Here is a 21,744-nt window from a genome sequence, read left to right as displayed (position 1 = left end):
ATATGGATAAAAGATGGTTGCTAGCTCCAATACTTGTTGCATCATTGCTTGCTGCTCCAGTTGCGAATGCGGCATTGCCCGCTTACTTCACTTTCATTATGGATGGAGGCGGGAAAGGTACGAGCGCTGCACTAGTAAAGGATGGGATTACTTATGTTTCAGCCAGTCACTGGGAAGCGGCAGGACTTAAGGTTGTATGGGATAAATCGCATCAAAGAGCGGAGTTTACTGGATGGGGAAAAAAGATAGCCGTTCGTATTGGAAGTAAACAGGGGGCCCTTGATGGTAAATTGGTAAGTGTAGAAGGTGTTCCTTTTGAAATTAATGGTCAACTCTATGTACCTGCCCGTTTTCTTGTAAATTCATTAGGAGGAACAACGGTCAGCTGGGATGCGACGAAGAGGATATATACAGCAACTGGGCTATTGAACTATGCTAGTGCCAGCGCACAATTTGCTGGATCTACTTATACAGTGGATAAAAAAACAGGGGGTTTATATCTAACAGATTCCGCAGGACAAACTCGTTTGCTAACGAACCTTGGTTCGCAGTTATTCGATGCTGTTCAGTTCGATTTTCAGAAGACGCCGAAAGGCCTAATCTATCTGACCGTAACAGATGTTTACGGAGAACCAAGATTTTCTGCTGATTCGGTCCAATCAGCAAGGTTTCCTCATGATGATAGATCGTAAAACAGGTGCCAAAACATTGTTGTACAAGGCACTTCTTGACGTAGAGCAGCAAAAATATGCCGAAACAAACGACCTTCCTTTTTTTGGAGACAATCTGAAATTCCTGAAAAGAGAAGGGGATGCCCTGCTTTTTAATAATGAATATGCAAAAGACGGTAAGGTTTATAAGTTAATGCTGGACGGTTCATAATGGGGAGGCTGAGCGTTATCTCCGCAGGTTATCATAGTAAGATTTGATCCCAAGGTTTAAGAACCTTGGTTTTTTTGCTAACTAGAATAATATAAGATCATGCTTAAACGGGTCAATAATTGTCCTGGATTATAATATACATGGGGTTTGTCTGCGTTAAACGTGATAGAATCACCAGATTTTAATAGATATTCATTATCATTGACACGCAAAGACAATTCACCATCAAATACAGTGATTAATTCTTCAGTTCCTTCCATATGTGGATTGGCATCAAGGTATCCACCTTTGTCTATCTCAACTGTATAACCCTCAAATCGTTTGCTTTCATCAAATGGGAAAGATGGGTACACCCGATATTTTCCGTTGTCTTCAAGCAGTGGTTGAATTTCATTTCTTAATACGACTCTTGTGTCAGGCTTTGGGTAATCTATCAGCGCAGAAAATGAAGTTTTTAATCCATTGGCGATCTTCCAAATGGTTGTAATGGTAGGTGCCGATTCGCCTCTTTCGATTTGACCAATCATTGTTTTGCTTACTCCTGTTAATTCAGCCACCTTTTCCAGGCTTAAATCTTTACTTCTTCTAATCTTTTTTATATTCTCCGCAATGATTTGATTTATCTCTTCCACGGTAATTCTCCTATTCCTATTTACTTTATAACGACCAGGATATACAATAAAACGCACATAAGGACGTTATAGCGTCTGATAAATACATTATAACATACAACGAGGTGGAATTCAGTGATTGTTTCTTTGTTTTTATATGCATTTGTGGCTAGCTTTACTCCGGGACCCAATAACATTATGGCAATGACTTTTGCAAACCAGTTTGGTTTACAAAAAACAATGAGATTTTGTTTAGGAGTGGGCACAGGTTTTTTCGTGATTATATTGTTATGTTGCTATTTTAATATACTTCTGATCAATTTTATCCCTAAGATTGAATCTATTATGGCTGTGATAGGCGGAGTCTACATGTTTTATTTAGCATTTAAAATTATTACAAGTAAACATCAAGAAAGTGATGGAAGTGGCGATAAACACAACAGTTTTATTGCGGGTATGCTTTTACAATTTATTAATCCTAAAGGGATATTATATGGAATCACAGTTACATCTACATTTATTCTTACCTCTCATTCTTCCTATTTTAGCTTATTGATTTACTCTATAGTCTTAGCATTCATCGGTTTTATGGGCACTTTTAGTTGGTGTTTATGTGGTTCTCTTTTCAAAAAAATGATATCTAAATATAGAAGTCAATTTAATATACTGATGGGATTGTTGTTAGTGTATTGTGGAGTTTCGATAGTGATAGGATGAATGAATGAATGAATGAATGAATGGAGCCCCATGTCAATAACGCCATAACATTGAACCGGCTTGATAACCTGACCCCAATGTCCAAAATAATAAGTTGTCGCCACGTTTGATCAAACCATGTTCAATAGCACAATATAAGGCCAGAAAGGGACTGCTTGTGCCTGTATAGCCATATTCGTCGGCTACATAAATAATTTTATGTTGATCCAGGTTCAGCTTAGCTTGAAGTAATTTAATATTAGCCAATGTAAATTGTGAAAAACAAAAAACTTGTATATCCTCGAATGTTAGGTGATGTTTGTTCAATAATTCAACAATAGATGCTTCCGCAAATCGTACACTGTCTATTCCGCTGAATCTCCCCCAGTGTAAGTAGCGGTGTTCAGCCCCATCACGCAAAGACTTAGCCAATCCTTGAGCGGGGTACACAATTTCTTCTGTAAAACGGCTGTCCGAAAGATACCTTACGTCAATTAATCCACTCTCTGAATGATCTTTTTCTAAAATGAGGGCTACGGCGGCATCGCCAAAAATTGAATATGTTATTGGATGTGAAGGATCAGCCCATAAATTTAAAAAATCCGAACCGATAACCAACGCTCTATCTCTATCAGGATCATCGTATAAAGTACGAGCAGCCTGTTCAACCGCAATAAACATTCCTATACAATTACCATTCAAGTCATAGCAAAGCGTATCATCTTTACCTTTGATAGCTTTGTGAATAAGCAATGAATTCGTAGGTGATAAATATTCCGGAGTTGAGCTGGAAAAAAGAATCAGGTCTATATCTGCAGATTTCAATGATGCAGCATCAATTGCCTGTTGAGCGGCATTAATCGCCATCGTCAACGAGTTCTCCTTCGTTCCTTCAATAACATGGCGGTTTTTTCTGCCTGTCTTTTTAAGAATCCGCTTAATATCTATACCTTGCTTTTGAAAATGGTCAATAAAATATTGGTTGTTAATCACTCTTTCAGGACAATAAATGGAGACTTGTTTTATCGAGATACCTTCTAACATAGCATGATCACTCCTTGTAATAATTTTGCAATCACATTACATTAAGTAATCTAAAAGTATCTATTAACCTAACAACGCCTGCTTATTTCTATAAGCTTGTTTGTCCAAATCTTATTTGATGTTATACTTTATGATCTTAACAAAGCATAACATTAATTAGTAAAAAATTCTATAAATTACTATAAATGTAACTATATCGACGCATCTAAAATATCCACTAAGATTAAGTCCACAGCAACCATGTTGCGAGTGGACTTTTTTGCTTTTTATATTTTTGAATTAGGGATGAATAAATCAGGGGTACTTTACAAAAACTTTATTCGATTAAGTCACTACTTTGCCAAATCAGGAGGGGTTCTTATTAAACCATTTATCGTAATAGTAGCGCTATTACTCGTTACTGCTTGTTCGGGTAATAACTCGGCCAACAACCAAATGACAACTCAACAAACGAAGGTTGACAATCATGCTCGTAAAACTGCCTCAAGTTCAACTTTAACGCAAGCATCTTCCATTTCCACGGAGAATGCAGGGAATTCAACAATTAAGACTAAACAAGTTCCTGGCGATGTAACGAAATGGCTGGATGGGTTCATCCGTACCAATCCACCTACAGGAAGCACAACAGATCAAACAACGTATCCGCAGCAATCGGCCAAACCACAATATTCTGCAAATCCGCAACATTCTGCTGTCCCACAGAAGTCTGCAAATCCACAACCATCCACCAATACATCCCAATCGGTACAGCAAGTATTGGATCTGGTGAATAAAGAAAGAACGAATGCAGGCTTGAAGCCTCTTAGCTTAAATAGCGAACTTTCGAAAATGGCTTTGGCTAAAGCGCAGGATATGTATGACAATAACTATTTTGACCATCAGTCTCCTACGTATGGATCTCCGTTTGATATGATGAAAGCATTCGGGATCTCATACAATTCAGCAGGGGAAAATATCGCCAAAGGTCAGTCGAGCGCAGAAGAAGTAATGAACCAATGGATGAACAGTCCTGGTCATCGTGCCAACATCCTGAATAGCAGCTTCACAGAAATTGGAATAGGTTACTATAACAGCGAGTGGGTTCAAGAATTTATTGGTTAGAGCGAGTAACGTAATAAACTTAACAGGGGTGTCCTAATAAGCTAAAGGTGGCTGTTGGGCATCCCTACTTTGCTTCGTTTGATCCAATAACAATTGCACAGACCAAGCCCATCGGACACAGCTGACCTTAAACGCGTCATTGGTCCATATTTTGCATCCTAGCGGACTGTATAGCAGCTATTCCCACAAAAAACACTCAATATGAGTCTTTTTATATGAGATAGCGTCAGTGGAGTCCGAAACTCTGCTCCAAAGGCCAAAAAATTGGGAATAACGTCCTCTGGGTCAGGAAATCTCAGAATCTTCAATCGCGATGGCAAGCAATTATGTAGAGCAATACTTTTGCTGGCGGGCTGGATTCAAGAAAAGAAGAAGCCGAAGTCTGCGAAATGAGATAGGGGAATTGAATCCGTTTAGAACGGGTTATTTTTTGTGTTGATTTATATGATAACGAATAAAAGTGACCAATAGAATCAGAAGAAACGGCAGGATGTAAGCTAGGTTAGTGAGCAAGGGCCATGTAGTATTCACGATTTTCTCAAGCTCAGACTCCTGTGTGTAAGTCGTTACAGATAACAGCAGGCAGACAAAAGCAAGTGGGAAAACAATTAAACGTTCATCATTCAATCTCAGAAGCTCCTTTAGTACTTTAATAAGAATAAGCAGCAGGATAGAAGCCTTGAAATAGAAGCCGATAATGAGTGAAAAACCAATCACGGATTCGATTCTTTCAATGGTTTCCTGAAAATAAATGAGTCTCGCCAACTGATATAATGAATATTTCAAGCTGCCGGACAGTGGTCCCAATACCATAATACTGCTAATGACAGAAGCAATTAACGTCAGGGCATTGATGATGAGTGCAAGATACATCTGTTTTCCCAGTTTAGAATTGTCTTCTTTACGCACGAACGGTAAAATCATCGAAAAAACGATAAGCTCGGAATAGGGGAAGCCATAGACTACATATGCAGCGCTTAGGATAGGCCTAAATCCATCAGGCATGATGGGCAGTAGGTACTCGGGATGATACAACCCTGCTACGAGTATCCAGACTAAGATGATAAATCCGAACATTAGTGACATTAGGACGGCTGCCATGCGGGCAATCACTTCAATTCCAGCTAGAGCTGTCATCGCAATCGTAATAAAAAACATGGTATTTACTGCGTAAGTGGGCGTTTCTTTTAACATCGTGCTTTTGAAAAAGGTTCCGATCTCAATTACAATTCCAGCGACATTCCAAAACAGTACACAAGTGAAAGGAATCAGGAGGACTAGGGTCAGTCCGTTTCCAAGTACGGAGCGGCTTTGTTCCACAAGCGAAAGATCTGGCGCTCGTCGGTTCAAATATAGAATACCGGAAAGCAGAGCCATTCCTATGGCCGAGGCGATTAAGAGGGATATCCAGGCTCCGTTGCCGGCAAAGTTAGTTAGTGACGCAGGGACGATAACGATTGAGGAACCGGTCATAAAGAAGAGAAACAGCATGGACATTTGGATCGAACTAACACGTTCTTGCTTATTCATACGTTCCTCCTCATTCTTTAAGCTTATGAAATGGCAGGGTTGATCCAATGGACGATGTGCTCAGCTGGAGCCGTGAATAAATTGAAGATGGAATCTAAATTGGGCCATGGCTTAGCTGCAATAAAGATAAATCCGAGATAAAGTACGGGTAGTAATAATACTCCATAAACTACTCGATCGCGGATGGAGGCTTGTCTAAACCTTGGGATGTCATGGGCTAGCATAGCGGAAGCTAATAAGAGAACGCAGATTATTTTTCCCACCATAGCTACTTCTCCTTTGTTCCAAATATTGTGCCTGAGTTCATTCCAGTACTTAACACTTTGACATCAACGTTGATATCGAACTGAGTCTGGGCGAATGTATCCTTCCATTGAGGCTCTAGTTGTTTCCACAGCTGCGGATTTTTCCGGTAAATCTGATTGCCAATTCCGAGTGCGTCGATCTTTTTTGTTTTCAAAAACTTGGTTGCGTGCTCAACCTGTTGTTCAACCTGAGTTATGATACGCTGCTCAAAAAGCTTCATGTCCTTATTGTTTTTTAAATGTGAGCAACGTAATTCTCCGATCATCCCTTCAATAGCAATGTTTACACCGACGGACACAGAACCGTTTTTTACGATTGGAGTAAGCGTACTGTTGAAGGTAAGCACTTCAAGCGTTTCTTTTTTTCGCAACGGTACTTCGGTCTCATCCGGGCAAGGAAATTCTAGTACTCCATAGATATATCTATCCGTCAGCATCATGAATGCTTCTGTATCCTTCTCCTTTAGAATGTCAATCATTTTACCGTCATGAATTACAGCCAGCCCAGATATCAAGGGTTTATGATCCAAACTGGTCTTATGCAGGTAAGGGATGATGGAAGTATTGGAGGGGCTACACATTTGTATAGCCAGCTCATAGAGAGGAATCTTGGAAGTTTTTGCGGCATATAGAGCACCGCTCGTCTCCATTCTCTTATACTGTTGACCAATGGTCTGCTCGATAAACGGGTTGATATCTAAAAATGGTGCCGCAGATTGCTCAGCGATGAGAGGAAGAACGGTACCACGCGGTTCTTGATCCCTGGAGAAAAAATCAAGTACCTCCCGGATGTTCGAGGTTCTGGCTAGTTGCTCCCCGATTAATATGACACGCATATGATCCCATTTGGCTTTTCGACCAAATTTTGCCGGGATCTCCCTTATTGCTTCAAAAAAGGTTTCTCCACTCGTAACAATATTAATTCCCTTGGACGCTGGATCCCCTGCTTGTCCCATTTCTATTTTGGTGGAAGGATTATAGAAATGTGTCGTAATCACAATCCGATTGTCTTCGCTTTGGTCAATGGCGACCGCCTGCACATACCCATACTCGTCCAATTCTTTATTATCCCAGCATCCGCTAGTTAGAGTGAGTACAAGAAGGGAAATTAGTATGGTAGTAAGCCGCTTCACTATATCTACTTCCTTCCTGAAGTCTTTTTATATAGGTGTCGATTTCGTGGTGAATGAAGCAGCAGTCTTCTCGGAAGTAGAAAAATAGAATCACGTACTCTTTTAAGATCTAGCGGAGCTAACGAGTCTAAATACGGTTCTCCTAAAGAGCGCAAGGTAGCCAGATGGAGATAAATTAGAATAAAACCGACCATGATGCCAAGTCCTCCGAATGTTGCCGCGAGAATCATTAAGGGAAACCGTAAAATCCGCAGCGCAATTGCCATATTGTATTGAGGTAGCGCAAATGAGGCAATGCCTGTCAAAGCGACGACAATGACCATGACCGGAGAGGCAATCTGCGATTGAATAGCAGCTTGTCCAATGACCAATGCCCCAACGATACTGACGGCCGACCCAATCGGTCTGGGTAAGCGTATGCCCGCCTCTCTCAATAGCTCAAAGAAAAACTCCATGATCAAAGCTTCAACCATAGCCGGAAAGGGGATTCCTTCGCGTGTGTTTAGAATGGCAAGCAGCAGAACTGTGGGAATTAGTTCGGAATGGAAGTTGGATAAGGCAATATAGGTACTGGGTAACAGCAGGGCGATGATGAAGGCAGCGACCCTAATCATTCTTATCAATGATGAAAAAATGGTCCGGTAGTAATAATCTTCACTATTCGTAAAAAACTCCATGAAATTCCCGGGACAGATCAGAATGGAAGGACTTCCGTTAACCATGGCAATAATCTTTCCGTCTAGCAGAGCTGTTATAGCTGTATCCGGTCGTTCTGTATAGCGGACTTGTGGAAATGGTGAGTAGAGCGAATCACCGATCCACTCTTCGAGATAGGAAACGTCAAGAATTTCTTCCTGATCAATACTTGCTATCCGTTGTTTGAATTGATTTAATGTTTCTGGTTTGACTACTCCATCCAGATAACCATAGGACAACGTTCTTTGAACCTGCTTACCAGAGGTAAAGAACTCGAACTTAAGATTAGTAGATTTCAGCAAACTACGAATAACACCTACATTACGCTCTAAGCTTTCTATAAAGCTGACGTGGGGACCTTGAACAGTAGGCTCTGAAATGGGCTCAGAGGTTTGGCGCTGTTCTACATCAAAGGCATAATAGGCAACGGCTTTTTGCCAACCTGTAAAGAAAAGGACAACTTTCCCATCAAGAATCCCCTTAATGGCTTGACCGATATTGTCCATTAATTCAAGCAGCGGTGATGAAACACCATTTTTTTCAAAATAGGAGATGACATCTTCAACGGTCACGTCCAAGGTGGGACCCAGCTCATGCGGAACTAAATTCTGCAAGACATCTTTAAAATAATTTGTAGGGTCAGACTTAGTAAGTGTATTGAAATAGACGGATGAGGCTTCATACTTAAGATCCGGGCCATAATGCCATGGAATAACCTTTAGGTCCGAACAATTCGCAAAACAATTATTAATAATCTGTAAGTTGTCTTCGAGAGACGCAGAGATAGCATGGGAAAAAAGATCCTTCATTGAAAGCTCATTTTCGGCTTCGAATTGAGGGTGCACCTTAGGATTAGACGGAGGTGTCTTGGCGTTAAAAAATTTCCGCATGCAATTCTCCTTAAATAAATGAGATGTTAAGTGATTTTTATCTTCTCCCTTATTTAGGAATTTATTCGGAAGGTGGGGATAGATCAAATTTTTCGTAAAAAGAACAATTGGAACTGGCTCAGGGAAGAGATGCGATGTTATAATGAACATAATTTTTTCCAGGAGGTGCTCCTTGTGACCCATTCCATTCGTTTATGGTAATCAGTGGTGCAAGACAAGTGGACTCATTCATTTTTTTGAGATATGGAAATGAGTTTATTTGTGATGTGCCTGTTTCAGTGTGCCTATGCTCATGGAATGAGTTTATTTAAGTTTTTAATCAAAGGAGATGACCTTATGCAAATACAATGGAAAAAAGCCTTCGCCCTTATTTTTAGCGGACAGATTTTCTCGATTCTCACGAGTTCGATGGTTCAATTCGCGGTGATCTGGCACTTGACGGAATCGACAGGGTCAGCGGCAGTTTTGATGATTGCTGGGTTGGCAGCGTTTTTGCCGCAAGCGGTCTTGGGTCCTTTTGTAGGGGTCTGGCTGGACCGTTGGAATCGTAAAATAACGATGATTATTGCTGATAGCGCAATTGCGCTCTTCAGTCTGATATTAGGTATTTATTTCATGTGGGGGGAACCGGGACTTGGCTTTGTGTATGTCATTCTGAGCCTGCGTTCGGCGGCATCAGCCTTTCATGCTCCGGCTTTTCAGGCGGCTGTTCCGTTGATTGCGCCTGAAGAAGAATTGACAAGAGTCGCGGGCTGGCAGCAGATGGTGTTCTCTTTCTCGAATGTAATGGGTCCTGCACTTGGGATAGCGGTTTACTCGGCAACTTCGCTTGGAGCAGTATTGCTACTCGATGTGGCCGGGGCTTTGATTGCGAATCTGATGCTGTTCATGGTGAAGATCCATCAGCCTAAAGTGCAGTCTACAGCTGCGCCGTCTTTCGTTCAAGAATTCCGTTTGGGTTGGAACGCACTCATTCAAGCGAAACCCATTGTGTTGATTACGGGGGCTACTGCGGTGTTTAGTATCGCATTTATGCCATTGGCGACACTGTTTCCTTATATGACATTGTCTCATTTTGGCCGTGGAGGATACAGTGCCAGCCTGGTGGAAGCGGTGTTCAGCATCGGGATGATTTTAGGCGGTCTGCTATTGTCGATGTTCTCATCTAAATGGAGCGACATTAGCTATATGAGCGTAGGTCTGCTAGTCATCGGTCTTACCTGTGTGATCAGTGGTTTGATTGGACCGAATGCATTTGTGATTTTTGCCATTCTCTCGTTCTTGATGGGCAGTGCGGCACCCTTCTTCAATGGTCCCTTCATGGCAATGATCCAACGTTCTTTTGAACCCGAGATGCTTGGGCGTGTCATTTCACTCGTGACCAGTATTATGATGTTGTCTTCGCCAATAGGGCTGCTGTTGGCAGGACCTGTGGTGGATCGATACGGTGTGCAGCTATGGTTCCTCGGTTCAGGAATTGTGGTGATGCTGACCGCTCTGTTTATTTTCATCCAGTTTCGGCGGCTGGCGTCCGCGATTCCGATGAATTGACTGGGGTAAAAACTTCCCTGTAAAAAAGAGTTTATAGGCCGGTCCGAGAGGATCGGCTTTTTGGCGGTTCTTCATATTTTTTCAAATTATAATATGATAGAATTACGTTCACTTGGAGGGATACATAATATGAATCTTCACATTGCTATCTGTGACGATCAGAGGCAAGATGCCTCGCGGTTGGAAGAATTACTCATGAAGCAGATAACCAGCCTGCAAGGGATGACTGCCTCTATTGAGATTTTTGAATCAGGCCAAACCCTGCTTCAGGCAATGACGAATACCGCATACGATATAGTTTATCTGGATATGGAGATGCCCGAGTATAACGGTATAGAAGTCGCAGAGAAGATCCGGCTCAAAGATGCCAGGGTATTAATTATCTATGTCACCAGCCATACAAGTTATATGAGAAGAAGCTTTGCGGTTCATCCCTTTCGCTATCTGCTGAAACCCATTGATGAACATGAACTGCAGACCGCCACAGTCAAAGCCATTCAGCAATGCATGCAAAGAAACAACGTGCTGTCATTCTCAATCCATCATATGAGCTATAATTTAAGGGTAGATGATATTATGTATATCACGGTAGAACGAGGTAAAAAATTGGTCCTTTGTACTGAACAAGGGACTTACTCGTATTATGGCAAACTGAGAGAGTTGGAAGGACAGCTGGAATCACACGATTTTTGTCGCGTACATACGGGATTCCTAGTAAATTGGCTGTATGTTCGTTCTTTAAGCAAAGAACTTATTCAGCTGAAGAACGGGGTGGAGCTTCCCGTCAGCCGCAGTAGAAGCTCTGATTCTTTACGGTCCTACCATGCCTTTATAGAAAAGAGGCTCTTAAGATAAATGTCTTTCATCCGGGAGATTAGTCCTTATTTTTTTGGTGTATTTATGCTCGTCCTTATATATGTCCCGCAAGGGGTCACATTTTATATTTTTCTCAAGAAATTCCTGATCCTGAGCAGGAGCAAACAGTCATTTATAGGCTGTCTTATTATCTTTTATATAATTAAATCGCTTACCGCTGCTAGCTTGCCTCTAGTTGATTCGGTCATCCTTCACCTGCTCGTGTATAGTCTGATTACCATAATTTATTTCCGCGGCAGTGTGCTACAAAAGCTGTTCTTTAGCAGTTTCTATACAGTGTTTACGGTGGTTATTGAGATGCTGGTATGGTATGGGATTCAGCATATCCCACTCAATGCCGAGGGAATAGATACAGTTAATTTCTGGTGGTTATCTTTTGCTTTCCTATTTGTTGTTTTGCTAAGCATCATGTTATGTCTGCTATTGCTGCGGTTGTTCAAAGTGGATACCACAACGTTACTGTCGAATCAGGATTGGGCTGTGCTGAATCTTGTTTCTGCGGGTTCTTTGCTTATTATTATTGTGAATCTGAGAAATTCCAGTGATAAACCTTTTGATATTCCGTTTGATTTTGTATTCATCCTGCTTGGGATTCTTGTAATTAATGTGGCTGTAATGTTTATATATCAAAAGTTAATGAAACGGATGCAAATAGAATTGCATAATCATGTGCTTCAGCAGCAAGTGAAGGATTACACGAGTAAACTGAAAGATAATCAGGAAGCACAGCGTTTGCGGCATGATCTGAACCATGTGTTGATCCTTATTCATTCTCTGCTGGATGAAGGAGCTGTACAAGAAGCCAAGCGATATATTGCGGAGCTTGCTTCGACACAGGAGGCAGGAGAAAAGTATATTTCTTCTGGAAATATAGCTATTGATGCCATCTATAATGAGAAGTTCGCCAAAGCCGAGCTACATCAAGTTACAATGAAATCTCATTTTCGCATCCCGCAGGACCTGTCACTTGCAGGCAAAGAGGTTGAAATTGCAATTATTTTAGGCAATGCATTAGATAATGCAATCGAAGGGGTTCAGAGATTACCAGAGTCAGAGCAGAATGTTATTGAGCTGGAAGTGATTTATTGCGACGGGTTATTGGTGATTTCTTTAAAGAATCCTGCATCTCTGCTTATAGAGGACGGGCAGGGCTCTTTTTTGTCCAGCAAGCGGAACTTTGGGCGTAGAGGGTTCGGAATCGAAAGCATTGAGTATGCGGTTCAACAGCTTCAAGGAAGCGTCAGTTTCAGATATGAGAATGGGCAGTTCATGATGTTGGCGGTATTACCACTGCCTGAGTAGCAATCCGCAACCAACTACTCCACCTAACCTGCAAGTTACGGTCTCTTTCCGCTGGTAAGCAGCGGTCCATGATATATTGAGGCTGTTCTTATTAAAGGGAGGGTATTCCGTTGACATTGTCATTGCTCATCAGTGCAGTCCTTCAGCTCATCTTATTCAGCATCATTCCCTATACATACTGGTTTTTTACAAGCAGAACAACTTCATCCTTTGCCATGTGGATTGGCTGGAAGAAACCCCAATTGCTTTCTAGGAAGCAGTTCATACTATGGTTTATACTTACCATGACTATATTCACCAGCCTGGGAATGCTTACAGCAATCTATATGCTGGATAAGAATACTTTGGCCAGCTCACAGTTTTATGGTACAGGTCTTAAAGGTTTGATTCCGGCATTGATTTATTCTTGGTTGCAGACTAGCTTGTCCGAAGAGATTCTGTTCCGCGGCTTCATTGGTAAACGGTTAAGTTCGAAATTCGGATTCGGAATTGGAAACTGTGCTCAAGCTTTATTATTTGGTGTCGTACATGCTGTGCTGTTATACAGCAGTTCCGGATTATTGAATTCTGCTGTTGTAATGATTCTTACAGGTTTTGTGGGTTGGAGCATCGGAATGTTGGATGAGAAATTATCCGGCGGTTCGATCTTTCCAGGTTGGGTTCTGCACGGGCTGACTAATCTGATTTCCACCATTTTTATGATGTATCAATGGATGTAGCAATCAAAGTTTTTAGAGAGTACATTTTAAAAATATGGTAAACTAAAAAAGTCTTAAATTATAAGATTAAAGTTTATATACCATTTTTATTGGGAGGTAGATATTATGAAAAACAATGTCAGCTTGCAAAATGATATGGGGATAACGTTTAACTGATCAAGCTTGTTGACGTTTCCCCACCATTCGAAAGGGGAAAATCATTTGAATCAGGTATTATTAATCATCGATGCACAACAAGAATTAATGGATGGAAACGAAAAGGAAAGTGCAGTATTCAATAAAGAGCAGCTTATCCGGAATATTAATAAAGTGATTGAACAAGCAAAAGAAGCCGATGTCGAAGTTGTGTTCGTTAGGGATCTAGATGTCGCTGAAGGAACAGGTACAGGCTTTCAAGTTCACAATGAAATCAACAGGTCTGCAAATGCCAAAATCTTTGATAAGCTGGCAACGAATTCTTTTCACGGAACTGAGCTGCTACAATATCTGAAAGATCAGCAAATTGAGCATGTGGTGATTATGGGATGTAAAACTCAACACTGCATCGATACTGCGGTTCGGACGGCTACGGTTAGCGGCATGGATGTTACATTGGTCGGAGATGGTCATTCTACAACGGACAATGATGTTTTAAGTGCAGAACAAATCATCAAGCATCACAATAAAACATTACATGGGCACTACAATGTCGAACATTTTTCTATGGTCAGAAGTTCCGAAGAAGATTTGTTTCGCCCAACGCATGACTCTTATAGATAATAATTCAGTGGCGGCACTTAAATGTGCCGCTTTTTGCTGTTTTGCATTATCTCTGATTTTCGTCACCTATACTGATAGACATATTCGCCTAAACCATTCCCATCCCATCTTTATGGGATTGTTCTTGCAAGGGATCTACTTATAATTGTTAGTAATTCTTAAACAATATGAGTAGGGACGGGATCAACATGATGGCAGCAAAAGATATAGAGTTTAAAAGCACACACGGGCAGCGGCTGGGAATGATGGCGGCTATTTGTATGGGGGCGTTTATTTCCCATTTTACGGCTGGAATTGTGAATGTGTCGCTTCCTTTTATTGTGAATTATTTTCAGACAGAGCTTGGGAAGGGATTATGGATCACAACAGGTTATCTGCTAGTGATTACGGCTCTTCTTCCTATTATGGGGAAACTGGGAGACCGTTATGGTTTTCGCCGGATTCACAATCTTGGATTTGTGATTTTTACTGTGGGTTCTATCCTGGTCGCTTTTTCACCTAATCTGCCAATATTGCTAACGCTCAGAGTTGTACAGGGAGTAGGAGCTGCGATGTTCCAAGCAACTAATATTGCACTCATCACCATTCATATGCCGAAAGAGCAAAGAGGTCGTGCACTCGGAATTTTAAGTACAGCTGTCGCGCTGGGCGGGATGACGGGACCTATAGCGGGAGGTTTGATTGCAGAGTGGCTGAGCTGGAAATGGTTATTTTTAATCCATGTTCCTGTGGCGATTGTGGCTACAATTATGGCATATCGGTACATCCCGAACCGTGTGCAAGAGCGCAAGCCGGGTGCTATCAGCTTCGTGGGGGCCAGCTTGTTTATGGCATTCATCACCTTGGTCCTTCTCGTAATAACAAATGGGAGCAAATGGGGCTGGGTGTCCGTGTGGACAATGACAAGTTTGGTGGGGGTTTCCTTGTTGTTGATTACTTTTCTATTCTGGGAGCGGAAGCAAAAGACTCCTTTTCTACCCTTACAAGCATTGAAAATTCCAACTGTAGCGGGAGGCTTGATCGTTAGCTGTGCCTCTTTTATTTTATCTAACACATTGCTTGTCCTCATTCCATTTTATTTGATGGGGGTGTCGGCTCCGTTCTCGTCATCTACGACAGGATATATTATGGCGGCTTATCCCATTGCCTTGGCGTTTGCAGGCCCTCTCGCAGGCTACTGCTCCGACCGTTATGGCTCTAATCGTCTGATGCTTATGGGACTGAGCTGCATGGGAAGCGGGTTTATCTTGTTACTGGTGTATTTAGATCATATACCGATTTATGGAATCGCGGCGATTCTATCTCTTATTGGCCTTGGTATGGGGCTCATTGCCTCTCCTAATAATAGCTTCATTATGCAGCAGACACCTCGGGAACACGTGGGTTCGATTGGCGGATTAATTGCTTTAACAAGAAATGCGGGTATGGTCTTTGGCTCAGCACTTGGACTTGGTGTGATGAGTGGAGAGACAGGACAAGGGAGTCAGTTGCAGGCGTTCAAATTGGTTTTTGAGATTAATATTTTCATTTGTTTAAGCGTTATTGTATTAATGGTTGTTATAAATAGAAGGATATTTAAATCTGCTTGATCTAAAAAAATGTGTGTGTAATCACAACTCAAGCTTTGGTGTTCTGTTACGTTGGAAGTAACGAATGATTATCTAGATATGGAGGATAACGATATGTTTTGTTACCAATGTGAACAGACACCGAATGGCGGATGCACCGTTGTAGGGGTATGTGGCAAAAATGAAACCATTGCGAGTTTGCAGGATACGATGATTTTTGCATTAAAAGGAATTGCAGCGTATGCGACACATGCCCGGCAGCTAGGATATAGCGATCCCGAGGTGGATCGTATCACCCACGAAGCTTTGTATATGACGTTGACCAATTCCAACTTTAATACACAGGAACATTTGGAGATGGCGATGAAGGTCGGGGATGCGGCGGTTCGCATCATGGATGTACTGGATCGTGCGCATACGGACCGCTTTGGCATTCCGCAACCGATCACAGTCAGTCAGAACAAAATTGAAGGTCAATGTATTGTTGTAACAGGACATAATTTATATGCGCTGGAGGAATTACTGCGGCAGACAGAGGGGAAAGGCATCAACATTTATACCCACTCAGAAATGCTGCCTGCGCATGGATATCCTGCACTCAAAAAGTATAAGCATCTGAAAGGCAACATCGGCAAAGCATGGTATGATCAGCGTAGATTGTTCGAGCAGTTTCCCGGTGCAATTCTTGCTACCACAAACTGTGTAATGCCGATTAAAGGCACGTATGCAGACCGCTTTTTCTCATATGAAGTAGCGGGGCTGGAAGGTGTAGAGAAAATAACGGGCGACGATTTCTCCCCATTAATTAATCGTGCGTTGTCCCTACCTGCGGCTGATGTAGAGTCAGATCTGGTACTTACGACCGGATATCATCATGAAACTGTAATCGGGTTAGCACCAGAGATCATTCAAGCTGTCAAAGACGGGCATATCCGCCGGTTTTTCGTCATTGCTGGCTGTGATGCGCCAGGTACTGGCGGGAATTACTACCGTGAGTTGGCGACTTCCTTACCGAACGATACTGTCATTTTAACGACTTCTTGCGGAAAGTTCCGCTTTAATGACGTAGATTATGGCACCGTTGGAGACACCGGTATTCCGCGTTACATTGACCTTGGGCAATGTAATAATTCCGGTTCTACAGTGAAGATTGCCATGGCTCTGGCTGAGGCATTTGAGTGTACGGTGAACGAGCTGCCTGTCAGCATCGTGCTGTCTTGGTTTGAGCAAAAAGCAGTAGCCATTCTGCTAGGCTTGTTCAGTCTCGGCATTCAGGACATTCGCATCGGACCAAAGCCACCCGAGTTCATTTCACCAGGTGTACTGGATGTTCTGGTAGAGCTTTTTGGATTGAAGCTAATTACTACTGCTGAAGAAGATATGAACGCGATGTTGGCGTTGTCGTAGAGTAAAAATCAAAGGTTGCCGCCCATAAGGGATTGGCAGCCTTTTTTTGATAGGGGATTTAGGTGATACATCATTGTCGAAGCATAGCGATCCGTAATGGATGGTAATGCTTCTTAACTTGCCATTACAAGATGAGCTTATCGCGTGCTCGCCACATAATTATAGAGGGTATCTCTCAACTCGAACTCGTACGTCAAACCATTAACAATCCCCACAACATGATCGTTATCATACAGGTCAAGCATGAATCCAGCCATTTCCTTCGCGGTATGATATTTCGGCACAGTCCCATGATATTCGAATTCGGGGATATCGAAAGAAAGCTTCGCGAATTCTGTTTCTGTTGCGGCAGGTGCTAGCACTTTAGCCTGCATAAGTGCACCTTGACTCTTCAACTCATGAGAGAGTCCTTCAGTAAAGGCACTCACATAGAACTTAGTCGCACAGTACGTAATGGCATTTCCCACAATCGTATAGCCGCCACCAGATGAAACGTTGATTAATTGTGTTCCTTCAACATTGGAATAATCACGAACGAATAGAGAGGAAAGGATCGTCAACGATTCAATGTTCAGATGCAGCATTGCAGAAATTTTATCTAAATCTTGCTTGGCCACTGAAGCGAAATTTCCAAACCCCGCATTATTGATCCAAGTTTCGATTTCGAACCCTTGTAGATCCTCATAAAGCTTATAAGCATTACTAGAAACGGATAAGTCAGTTACTCGAATAACGACATCTACATCGGGGGAGTTATGATTGATTTCAGATTTTAGCTCCTCCAGTTGCTCCCTTCTGCGGGCTGTAACAATTAAGTTTTTACCGCGAGCCGCAAAGGCTAGAGCGGTTTCATAACCTATACCTGAACTGGCGCCTGTAATTACAGTATATTTCATGTGAATTCCTCCGTTTTTACAAGAATATTTAGTATTTCAACAACGATGTAATCATAAAGCTTAGAGTTTACTCTAAGTCAAATATTTTTTATAATTATGGGGACTCTTAAAATCAACATAGATTCGGGGGCTTGTATGTATACGATCAGCGATGTAGCCAAATTACTAGGGATTACCGCATATACACTGAGATATTATGAAAAGGAAAAAATTATTGCTCCGATGCGGAATGCGAATGGAGAAAGATTATATGATGACTCCAATCTTGCTTGGCTGCGATTTGTGATGAGGTTGAAACAAACCCAAATGCCGATCTCACAAATTAGAGAATATGCGCAGTTATATTTAGAAGGAGAGCATACGGCCCAAGCCCGCTTGAACCTTCTTGAGAATCATAGTAACTCTATACAGAGCCAAATCAGAAACTTAACAGCCACAGAGAAGATGTTGAAAGACAAAATTGCAGCCTACAAAAATTCCCTTGCGAAAGAGACAGGCATTTACTAAGCAGGCGACATAAAAGTATGCCAATGATTACGATAATTGTGAGATCAAAAAAAGGGCCCTCACGATTCATTGATAGACGCTAGTTCCGCACGTATGTTTGCGGATCAGCGTCTTTTGCTTTTGGGCTAGACTCCGGCAAAATAGCCGTATGCCTCGCTATTCGCATCCTCGTCTCATTCGGCAACACTTTATTGACAGCGCTAGACGTATTCGTTATTGTGTTTAGAAACATGATTCAATTGAGAATGATTATCTCTTGAGAATTTAAAGGGAGTTTGCGAATCAGTTATGGATGTTCTGAAACTTATACAAATATGGAACCAGGTGATTATGAGTGTACTGGACGTACGGCTAAAGCAGGCCGGAATCGACAACGATTTGAATCAATACCGTTTGCCGGCAAGCGCATTTTTATTCGCTTTTCAAGGACAAGGCGAGTTGTGGGTTGACGATGAGGTATGGCTGTGCGATCGTTTCCATGTACTGCACGCCGGCAAAGGCTCTCTGGTGACGGTTCGGAGCCGAGAAGCGCTGAATGTATATATCGTACTCTACAAAGCGTTTCTCCCCGCTTCGGCCTCGCGCGAATTTCATATGATGATGGAGGAATCCGACCCGTTTCTGGAAAGCTGGGGGTTCCCGCCTGGCGAACCGCTGGCCATGCTTGAGCTGCTTCAAACGATACGCGACGGTTGGCTTAAATCTGACGACGGATTAACCCGGCTGTCGGCCAAGGGAGACTTTATCCGCTTCGTTCACGCTGTCCTGAGGGAGCGTCTGTTCGGAGCCGGCGAGCCATCTTTATCGGAGCAAGTTATTCGACATTTGTCCAGGAATTATCGCCAGCCGATCTCGTTTGAGGAGCTTGCTCGGCAATTGAATTACAGCCAACAATATATATCGCGAAAATTTAAAGAACAGACAGGGCTCAGTCCGCTGGACTACGTCATTCGTTTCCGAATGGAAGATGCGAAGGCTCTGCTGGCCGGTACGATAGCAACACAACAGGAAATAGCATCACATGTCGGTTATCCGGACCTCATTTATTTCAGCCGCATGTTCAAAAAGCATGCCGGCATGACGCCAGGTCAATATCGTAAACGATACGGCCAGTTCGTTTCAGATCATGCAAGGAATAGGTCACAATCGTCCGTTGTTCTAAGCCGGTCATTAAGCTATCCTTTTTATGTGAGTGATATTGATTATCAATTTCAACAGGATGGGGCGAATAAAATGACTAGAGCAACCCGAAGTTTTTATGCAGTGATGCTGTTATGTTTGACCGTGATGTTAACAGCTTGTGGTGGGTCGGTGAACAACGGAGGTGCAACGAACAGCCAGGTTGCCGTCAGCGCTTCTCCAACCATGATCACTCAAGAGTCAGAGGTTTTGGCATCTTCTGAGATCAAGGTAGTCAAGACCGCTTTCGGCGATGTCGCAGTTCCTGCACACCCTCAGCGCGTAGCGGCAATTTCTTATCTCGGCACCGTACTTGCTCTGGAAGTCCAGCCGATCGCAGCCGAATCGTTCTTGATGTCGAGTCCTTATCTCGAGGGAATGCTGGACGTCGTGACGGATGTAGGCGACTCGTTAGAGAAGCTGCTGGAACTCAATCCGGATTTAATCATAACGCATAATCCACAGCCTGAGGTAGTCGAGAAATATCAGATGATCGCACCTACGGTATCGGTTCCTTACAATCAGTTTGTATCCATTCAGGAAGAAATGCTGTATTTTGGCGAGTTGCTGGATAGACGTGAGGAAGCGGAGAAATGGAACGAACAATTCGAGAAGGACATTGCAGACATTCGGGAGAAAGTCCAACAAGCCGTTCCCGAAGGAGAGACGCTTTCGATTATGCAAGAGTACGATGGAAACGTGAGCCTTTTTGGTCCGAAATCGGGACGAGGCGGCCGGCTGATGTATGAAATAATGGGGCTGAAGCCGCCGACGACGGTTCCAGAATTTATGCTGAAGGAATCCTACTATGAATTTTCGCTGGAGAAACTTTCGGAGTACATGGGTGATTATTTGATTCTGACGACGGAAGCCAGCTTGGAATCGCTGCAGGCTGATCCAATCTGGGGGTCGCTAGAGCCGATTCGCAACAATCGGGTATTTTTATGGACGGAGAACCAATCCTGGTACCGCGACCCAATCGCCGTGAAAAGACAAATCAACGATTTGACCGACTGGATCATCGAGGCAGCGAGTCGGTAACTGCCTAGAGTAAGGATTGATCGAACGGTAATATAAAATCAGAACTTGCCGTTACAGCCAGCGCGCTGATCCTTACCATAAGTGACGACGAAAAAATTTTGTTTTGGAAAGATGAAGAGTGTTGTGGGGGTGCGGAATAGCTCGACAGAGGGTGTCCTAAACGTCATAAAATGGCAGAGGGATACCCTCCTTTTTTTAAGAGCGGAGTGGGGAAGGGACTAGAGATTGTGCTGAACGGTCAAGTTTATAATTCTTTTTGTGCAAAGGTTATTTCTAAAATCCAGGTGAAAAGTAGGTAGACTCAGGACAAGCGATCACTATAATGGAAATATGAGACATTCATAGACCCGATCAATAGGATATAAATAAGAATCCGGCTGATTAAAAAAGCGATTAGAGGAGGCCATTTCGTGGGAAGATCATTCGCAAATTTGCATATCAAGTCGAACAACCTTGAGAAGACTGTCGAAGCATTAAGAGAGCTAAGCGAAGGGCATGCCAAAGTATTAGGCAAGAAAAATCATGAAGCTCCAGAGAACAAGGTTGTAATGTATGTAAGCAAAAGCAACGAAAACTGGATCAGCGTGCTCCACGATTATTTTGTATGGGGTACGGTGAAGAAGGCCGGTAAAACGTTGTCCCAGCTTACCGGGGAGCCAGTGATGACCGCCGGATATATGAATGAGGAGATATTCGAGTTGTCGTTGTTCGAGAATGGAGACATTCAAGCCGAAAAGATCTTTTGTGAGCAGTGGACGAGGGATGAATATGAACTACTCCGGGAAGAGCGTCTCAATGATGATTACTTGCGAAAAGCGTTGGATATCCGTAATGAGGATTTTGACGGCTTCATTGGCATTACGAGTCCGGGACAAGCCGTAGATAAGCTGTCAGAAATCGTAAGCATGTCTTTATGGAGTGACTGGGAGTGGATCCCGTACGAAGAAGCTCTCAAAAATCGATTTGTGAAATATGAATTTTGAAAATACACGAGTAAATGGCTAAGGACCTCTGAGATGACATTTTAATACATGGCGGTGAGCGAAAAGAA

General features: G+C 42.6%; 20 protein-coding genes. 14 read left to right on the top strand and 6 right to left on the bottom strand.

Annotated features, from left to right (window positions below):
- Window positions 1-2: 2 nt before the first annotated feature.
- Window positions 3-692 (top strand): copper amine oxidase N-terminal domain-containing protein, encoded by a 690-nt coding sequence (locus tag MHI32_RS19500; RefSeq protein ID WP_076304547.1) that lies wholly within the window; start codon window positions 3-5, stop codon window positions 690-692.
- Complete coding sequence (locus MHI32_RS19495) at window positions 676-882, top strand: hypothetical protein (protein WP_076190702.1); 207 nt, start codon at window positions 676-678, stop codon at window positions 880-882. Before MHI32_RS19500 ends, MHI32_RS19495 begins: the two co-directional genes overlap by 17 nt.
- Before the next feature lie 77 nt (window positions 883-959).
- Here MHI32_RS19495 and MHI32_RS19490 read toward each other — a convergent pair whose 3' ends face one another.
- Window positions 960-1,514, bottom strand: coding sequence for an XRE family transcriptional regulator (locus tag MHI32_RS19490; protein WP_340010590.1), 555 nt, complete (start codon window positions 1,512-1,514; stop codon window positions 960-962).
- 114 nt (window positions 1,515-1,628) lie between these two features.
- Between MHI32_RS19490 and MHI32_RS19485 the strand changes: the two genes are divergently transcribed.
- Window positions 1,629-2,210 carry a LysE family transporter gene (locus MHI32_RS19485; protein WP_076190707.1) on the top strand — a complete coding sequence of 194 codons (582 nt, stop codon included), beginning with the start codon at window positions 1,629-1,631 and terminating at the stop codon, window positions 2,208-2,210.
- Window positions 2,211-2,243: 33 nt separating this feature from the next.
- On the opposite strand, the gene MHI32_RS19480 is transcribed toward MHI32_RS19485, so the two are convergent.
- The gene (locus tag MHI32_RS19480; RefSeq protein WP_076127253.1) at window positions 2,244-3,233 is read right to left on the bottom strand and encodes a ketoacyl-ACP synthase III; all 990 of its coding nucleotides are present in this window, start codon (window positions 3,231-3,233) and stop codon (window positions 2,244-2,246) included.
- 435 nt (window positions 3,234-3,668) lie between these two features.
- Between MHI32_RS19480 and MHI32_RS19475 the strand changes: the two genes are divergently transcribed.
- Window positions 3,669-4,334 carry a CAP domain-containing protein gene (locus tag MHI32_RS19475; RefSeq protein WP_081387123.1) on the top strand — a complete coding sequence of 222 codons (666 nt, stop codon included), beginning with the start codon at window positions 3,669-3,671 and terminating at the stop codon, window positions 4,332-4,334.
- 423 nt (window positions 4,335-4,757) lie between these two features.
- Here the strand turns inward: MHI32_RS19475 and MHI32_RS19470 are convergent, their stop codons facing one another.
- From MHI32_RS19470 to MHI32_RS19460, 3 genes are all read right to left on the bottom strand, one after another.
- Window positions 4,758-5,864, bottom strand: a complete 1,107-nt coding sequence (locus MHI32_RS19470) for an endospore germination permease (protein WP_076190710.1) — start codon at window positions 5,862-5,864, stop codon at window positions 4,758-4,760.
- A 268-nt stretch (window positions 5,865-6,132) separates the two neighbouring features.
- Window positions 6,133-7,302 carry a Ger(x)C family spore germination protein gene (locus MHI32_RS19465; protein ID WP_175623572.1) on the bottom strand — a complete coding sequence of 390 codons (1,170 nt, stop codon included), beginning with the start codon at window positions 7,300-7,302 and terminating at the stop codon, window positions 6,133-6,135.
- Window positions 7,303-7,307: 5 nt separating this feature from the next.
- Window positions 7,308-8,888, bottom strand: a complete 1,581-nt coding sequence (locus MHI32_RS19460; RefSeq protein ID WP_256717474.1) for a spore germination protein — start codon at window positions 8,886-8,888, stop codon at window positions 7,308-7,310.
- Window positions 8,889-9,224: 336 nt separating this feature from the next.
- On the opposite strand from MHI32_RS19460, the gene MHI32_RS19455 reads away from it, so the two are divergent.
- The 7 genes from MHI32_RS19455 (at window position 9,225) to hcp (ending at window position 17,070) form a co-directional block, all read left to right on the top strand.
- Window positions 9,225-10,439: an MFS transporter gene (locus MHI32_RS19455; protein WP_076309688.1), complete on the top strand. Its 1,215-nt coding sequence runs from the start codon at window positions 9,225-9,227 to the stop codon at window positions 10,437-10,439.
- A gap of 129 nt (window positions 10,440-10,568) precedes the next feature.
- On the top strand, window positions 10,569-11,294 hold the full coding sequence (locus MHI32_RS19450) for a LytTR family DNA-binding domain-containing protein (protein ID WP_076307676.1): 726 nt from the start codon (window positions 10,569-10,571) through the stop codon (window positions 11,292-11,294).
- Window positions 11,295-12,617 (top strand): GHKL domain-containing protein, encoded by a 1,323-nt coding sequence (locus tag MHI32_RS19445; RefSeq protein WP_340010585.1) that lies wholly within the window; start codon window positions 11,295-11,297, stop codon window positions 12,615-12,617.
- A 110-nt stretch (window positions 12,618-12,727) separates the two neighbouring features.
- Window positions 12,728-13,336, top strand: coding sequence for a CPBP family intramembrane glutamic endopeptidase (locus MHI32_RS19440; protein ID WP_340010584.1), 609 nt, complete (start codon window positions 12,728-12,730; stop codon window positions 13,334-13,336).
- A 201-nt stretch (window positions 13,337-13,537) separates the two neighbouring features.
- The gene (locus MHI32_RS19435) at window positions 13,538-14,095 is read left to right on the top strand and encodes a cysteine hydrolase family protein (RefSeq protein WP_076127240.1); all 558 of its coding nucleotides are present in this window, start codon (window positions 13,538-13,540) and stop codon (window positions 14,093-14,095) included.
- Window positions 14,096-14,283: 188 nt separating this feature from the next.
- Window positions 14,284-15,684 carry an MFS transporter gene (locus MHI32_RS19430; RefSeq protein ID WP_340010582.1) on the top strand — a complete coding sequence of 467 codons (1,401 nt, stop codon included), beginning with the start codon at window positions 14,284-14,286 and terminating at the stop codon, window positions 15,682-15,684.
- 93 nt (window positions 15,685-15,777) lie between these two features.
- Window positions 15,778-17,070 carry a hydroxylamine reductase gene (hcp, locus tag MHI32_RS19425; RefSeq protein WP_036688774.1) on the top strand — a complete coding sequence of 431 codons (1,293 nt, stop codon included), beginning with the start codon at window positions 15,778-15,780 and terminating at the stop codon, window positions 17,068-17,070.
- A gap of 137 nt (window positions 17,071-17,207) precedes the next feature.
- Here the strand turns inward: hcp and MHI32_RS19420 are convergent, their stop codons facing one another.
- The gene (locus MHI32_RS19420) at window positions 17,208-17,966 is read right to left on the bottom strand and encodes an SDR family NAD(P)-dependent oxidoreductase (RefSeq protein WP_076306915.1); all 759 of its coding nucleotides are present in this window, start codon (window positions 17,964-17,966) and stop codon (window positions 17,208-17,210) included.
- A gap of 135 nt (window positions 17,967-18,101) precedes the next feature.
- Here MHI32_RS19420 and MHI32_RS19415 point away from each other — a divergent pair, with 135 nt between their 5' ends.
- The 3 genes from MHI32_RS19415 to MHI32_RS19405 all read left to right on the top strand — a co-directional run bounded on the left by MHI32_RS19415 (window position 18,102) and on the right by MHI32_RS19405 (window position 21,676).
- On the top strand, window positions 18,102-18,473 hold the full coding sequence (locus tag MHI32_RS19415; protein WP_076190725.1) for a MerR family transcriptional regulator: 372 nt from the start codon (window positions 18,102-18,104) through the stop codon (window positions 18,471-18,473).
- A 288-nt stretch (window positions 18,474-18,761) separates the two neighbouring features.
- Entirely contained in the window at window positions 18,762-20,693 is a 1,932-nt protein-coding gene (locus MHI32_RS19410) for an AraC family transcriptional regulator (RefSeq protein ID WP_076190728.1), read from the top strand.
- A 410-nt stretch (window positions 20,694-21,103) separates the two neighbouring features.
- A complete protein-coding gene (locus MHI32_RS19405; protein WP_076190730.1) occupies window positions 21,104-21,676 on the top strand; it encodes a hypothetical protein in 573 nt (190 codons plus the stop codon).
- Window positions 21,677-21,744: the final 68 nt, after the last annotated feature.

Source organism: Paenibacillus sp. FSL H7-0690, from assembly GCF_037980415.1.
Lineage (GTDB): Bacteria > Bacillota > Bacilli > Paenibacillales > Paenibacillaceae > Paenibacillus_AQ > Paenibacillus_AQ odorifer.
Note: the sequence above shows the minus strand (reverse complement) of the source record. Positions and strands in the feature narration are given on the sequence as shown.

Excerpts from the sequence above, each read along its gene's own strand:
- MHI32_RS19445 (WP_340010585.1), top strand. The coding sequence starts at position 11,295 with ATGTCTTTCATCCGGGAGATTAGTCCTTATTTTTTTGGTGTATTTATG.
- MHI32_RS19480 (WP_076127253.1), bottom strand. The coding sequence starts at position 3,233 with ATGTTAGAAGGTATCTCGATAAAACAAGTCTCCATTTATTGTCCTGAA.
- MHI32_RS19430 (WP_340010582.1), top strand. The coding sequence starts at position 14,284 with ATGATGGCAGCAAAAGATATAGAGTTTAAAAGCACACACGGGCAGCGG.
- MHI32_RS19415 (WP_076190725.1), top strand. The coding sequence starts at position 18,102 with ATGTATACGATCAGCGATGTAGCCAAATTACTAGGGATTACCGCATAT.
- MHI32_RS19455 (WP_076309688.1), top strand. The coding sequence starts at position 9,225 with ATGCAAATACAATGGAAAAAAGCCTTCGCCCTTATTTTTAGCGGACAG.
- MHI32_RS19420 (WP_076306915.1), bottom strand. The coding sequence starts at position 17,966 with ATGAAATATACTGTAATTACAGGCGCCAGTTCAGGTATAGGTTATGAA.
- MHI32_RS19500 (WP_076304547.1), top strand. The coding sequence starts at position 3 with ATGGATAAAAGATGGTTGCTAGCTCCAATACTTGTTGCATCATTGCTT.
- MHI32_RS19410 (WP_076190728.1), top strand. The coding sequence starts at position 18,762 with ATGGATGTTCTGAAACTTATACAAATATGGAACCAGGTGATTATGAGT.
- MHI32_RS19450 (WP_076307676.1), top strand. The coding sequence starts at position 10,569 with ATGAATCTTCACATTGCTATCTGTGACGATCAGAGGCAAGATGCCTCG.
- MHI32_RS19495 (WP_076190702.1), top strand. The coding sequence starts at position 676 with ATGATGATAGATCGTAAAACAGGTGCCAAAACATTGTTGTACAAGGCA.
- MHI32_RS19460 (WP_256717474.1), bottom strand. The coding sequence starts at position 8,888 with ATGCGGAAATTTTTTAACGCCAAGACACCTCCGTCTAATCCTAAGGTG.
- hcp (WP_036688774.1), top strand. The coding sequence starts at position 15,778 with ATGTTTTGTTACCAATGTGAACAGACACCGAATGGCGGATGCACCGTT.
- MHI32_RS19470 (WP_076190710.1), bottom strand. The coding sequence starts at position 5,864 with ATGAATAAGCAAGAACGTGTTAGTTCGATCCAAATGTCCATGCTGTTT.
- MHI32_RS19475 (WP_081387123.1), top strand. The coding sequence starts at position 3,669 with ATGACAACTCAACAAACGAAGGTTGACAATCATGCTCGTAAAACTGCC.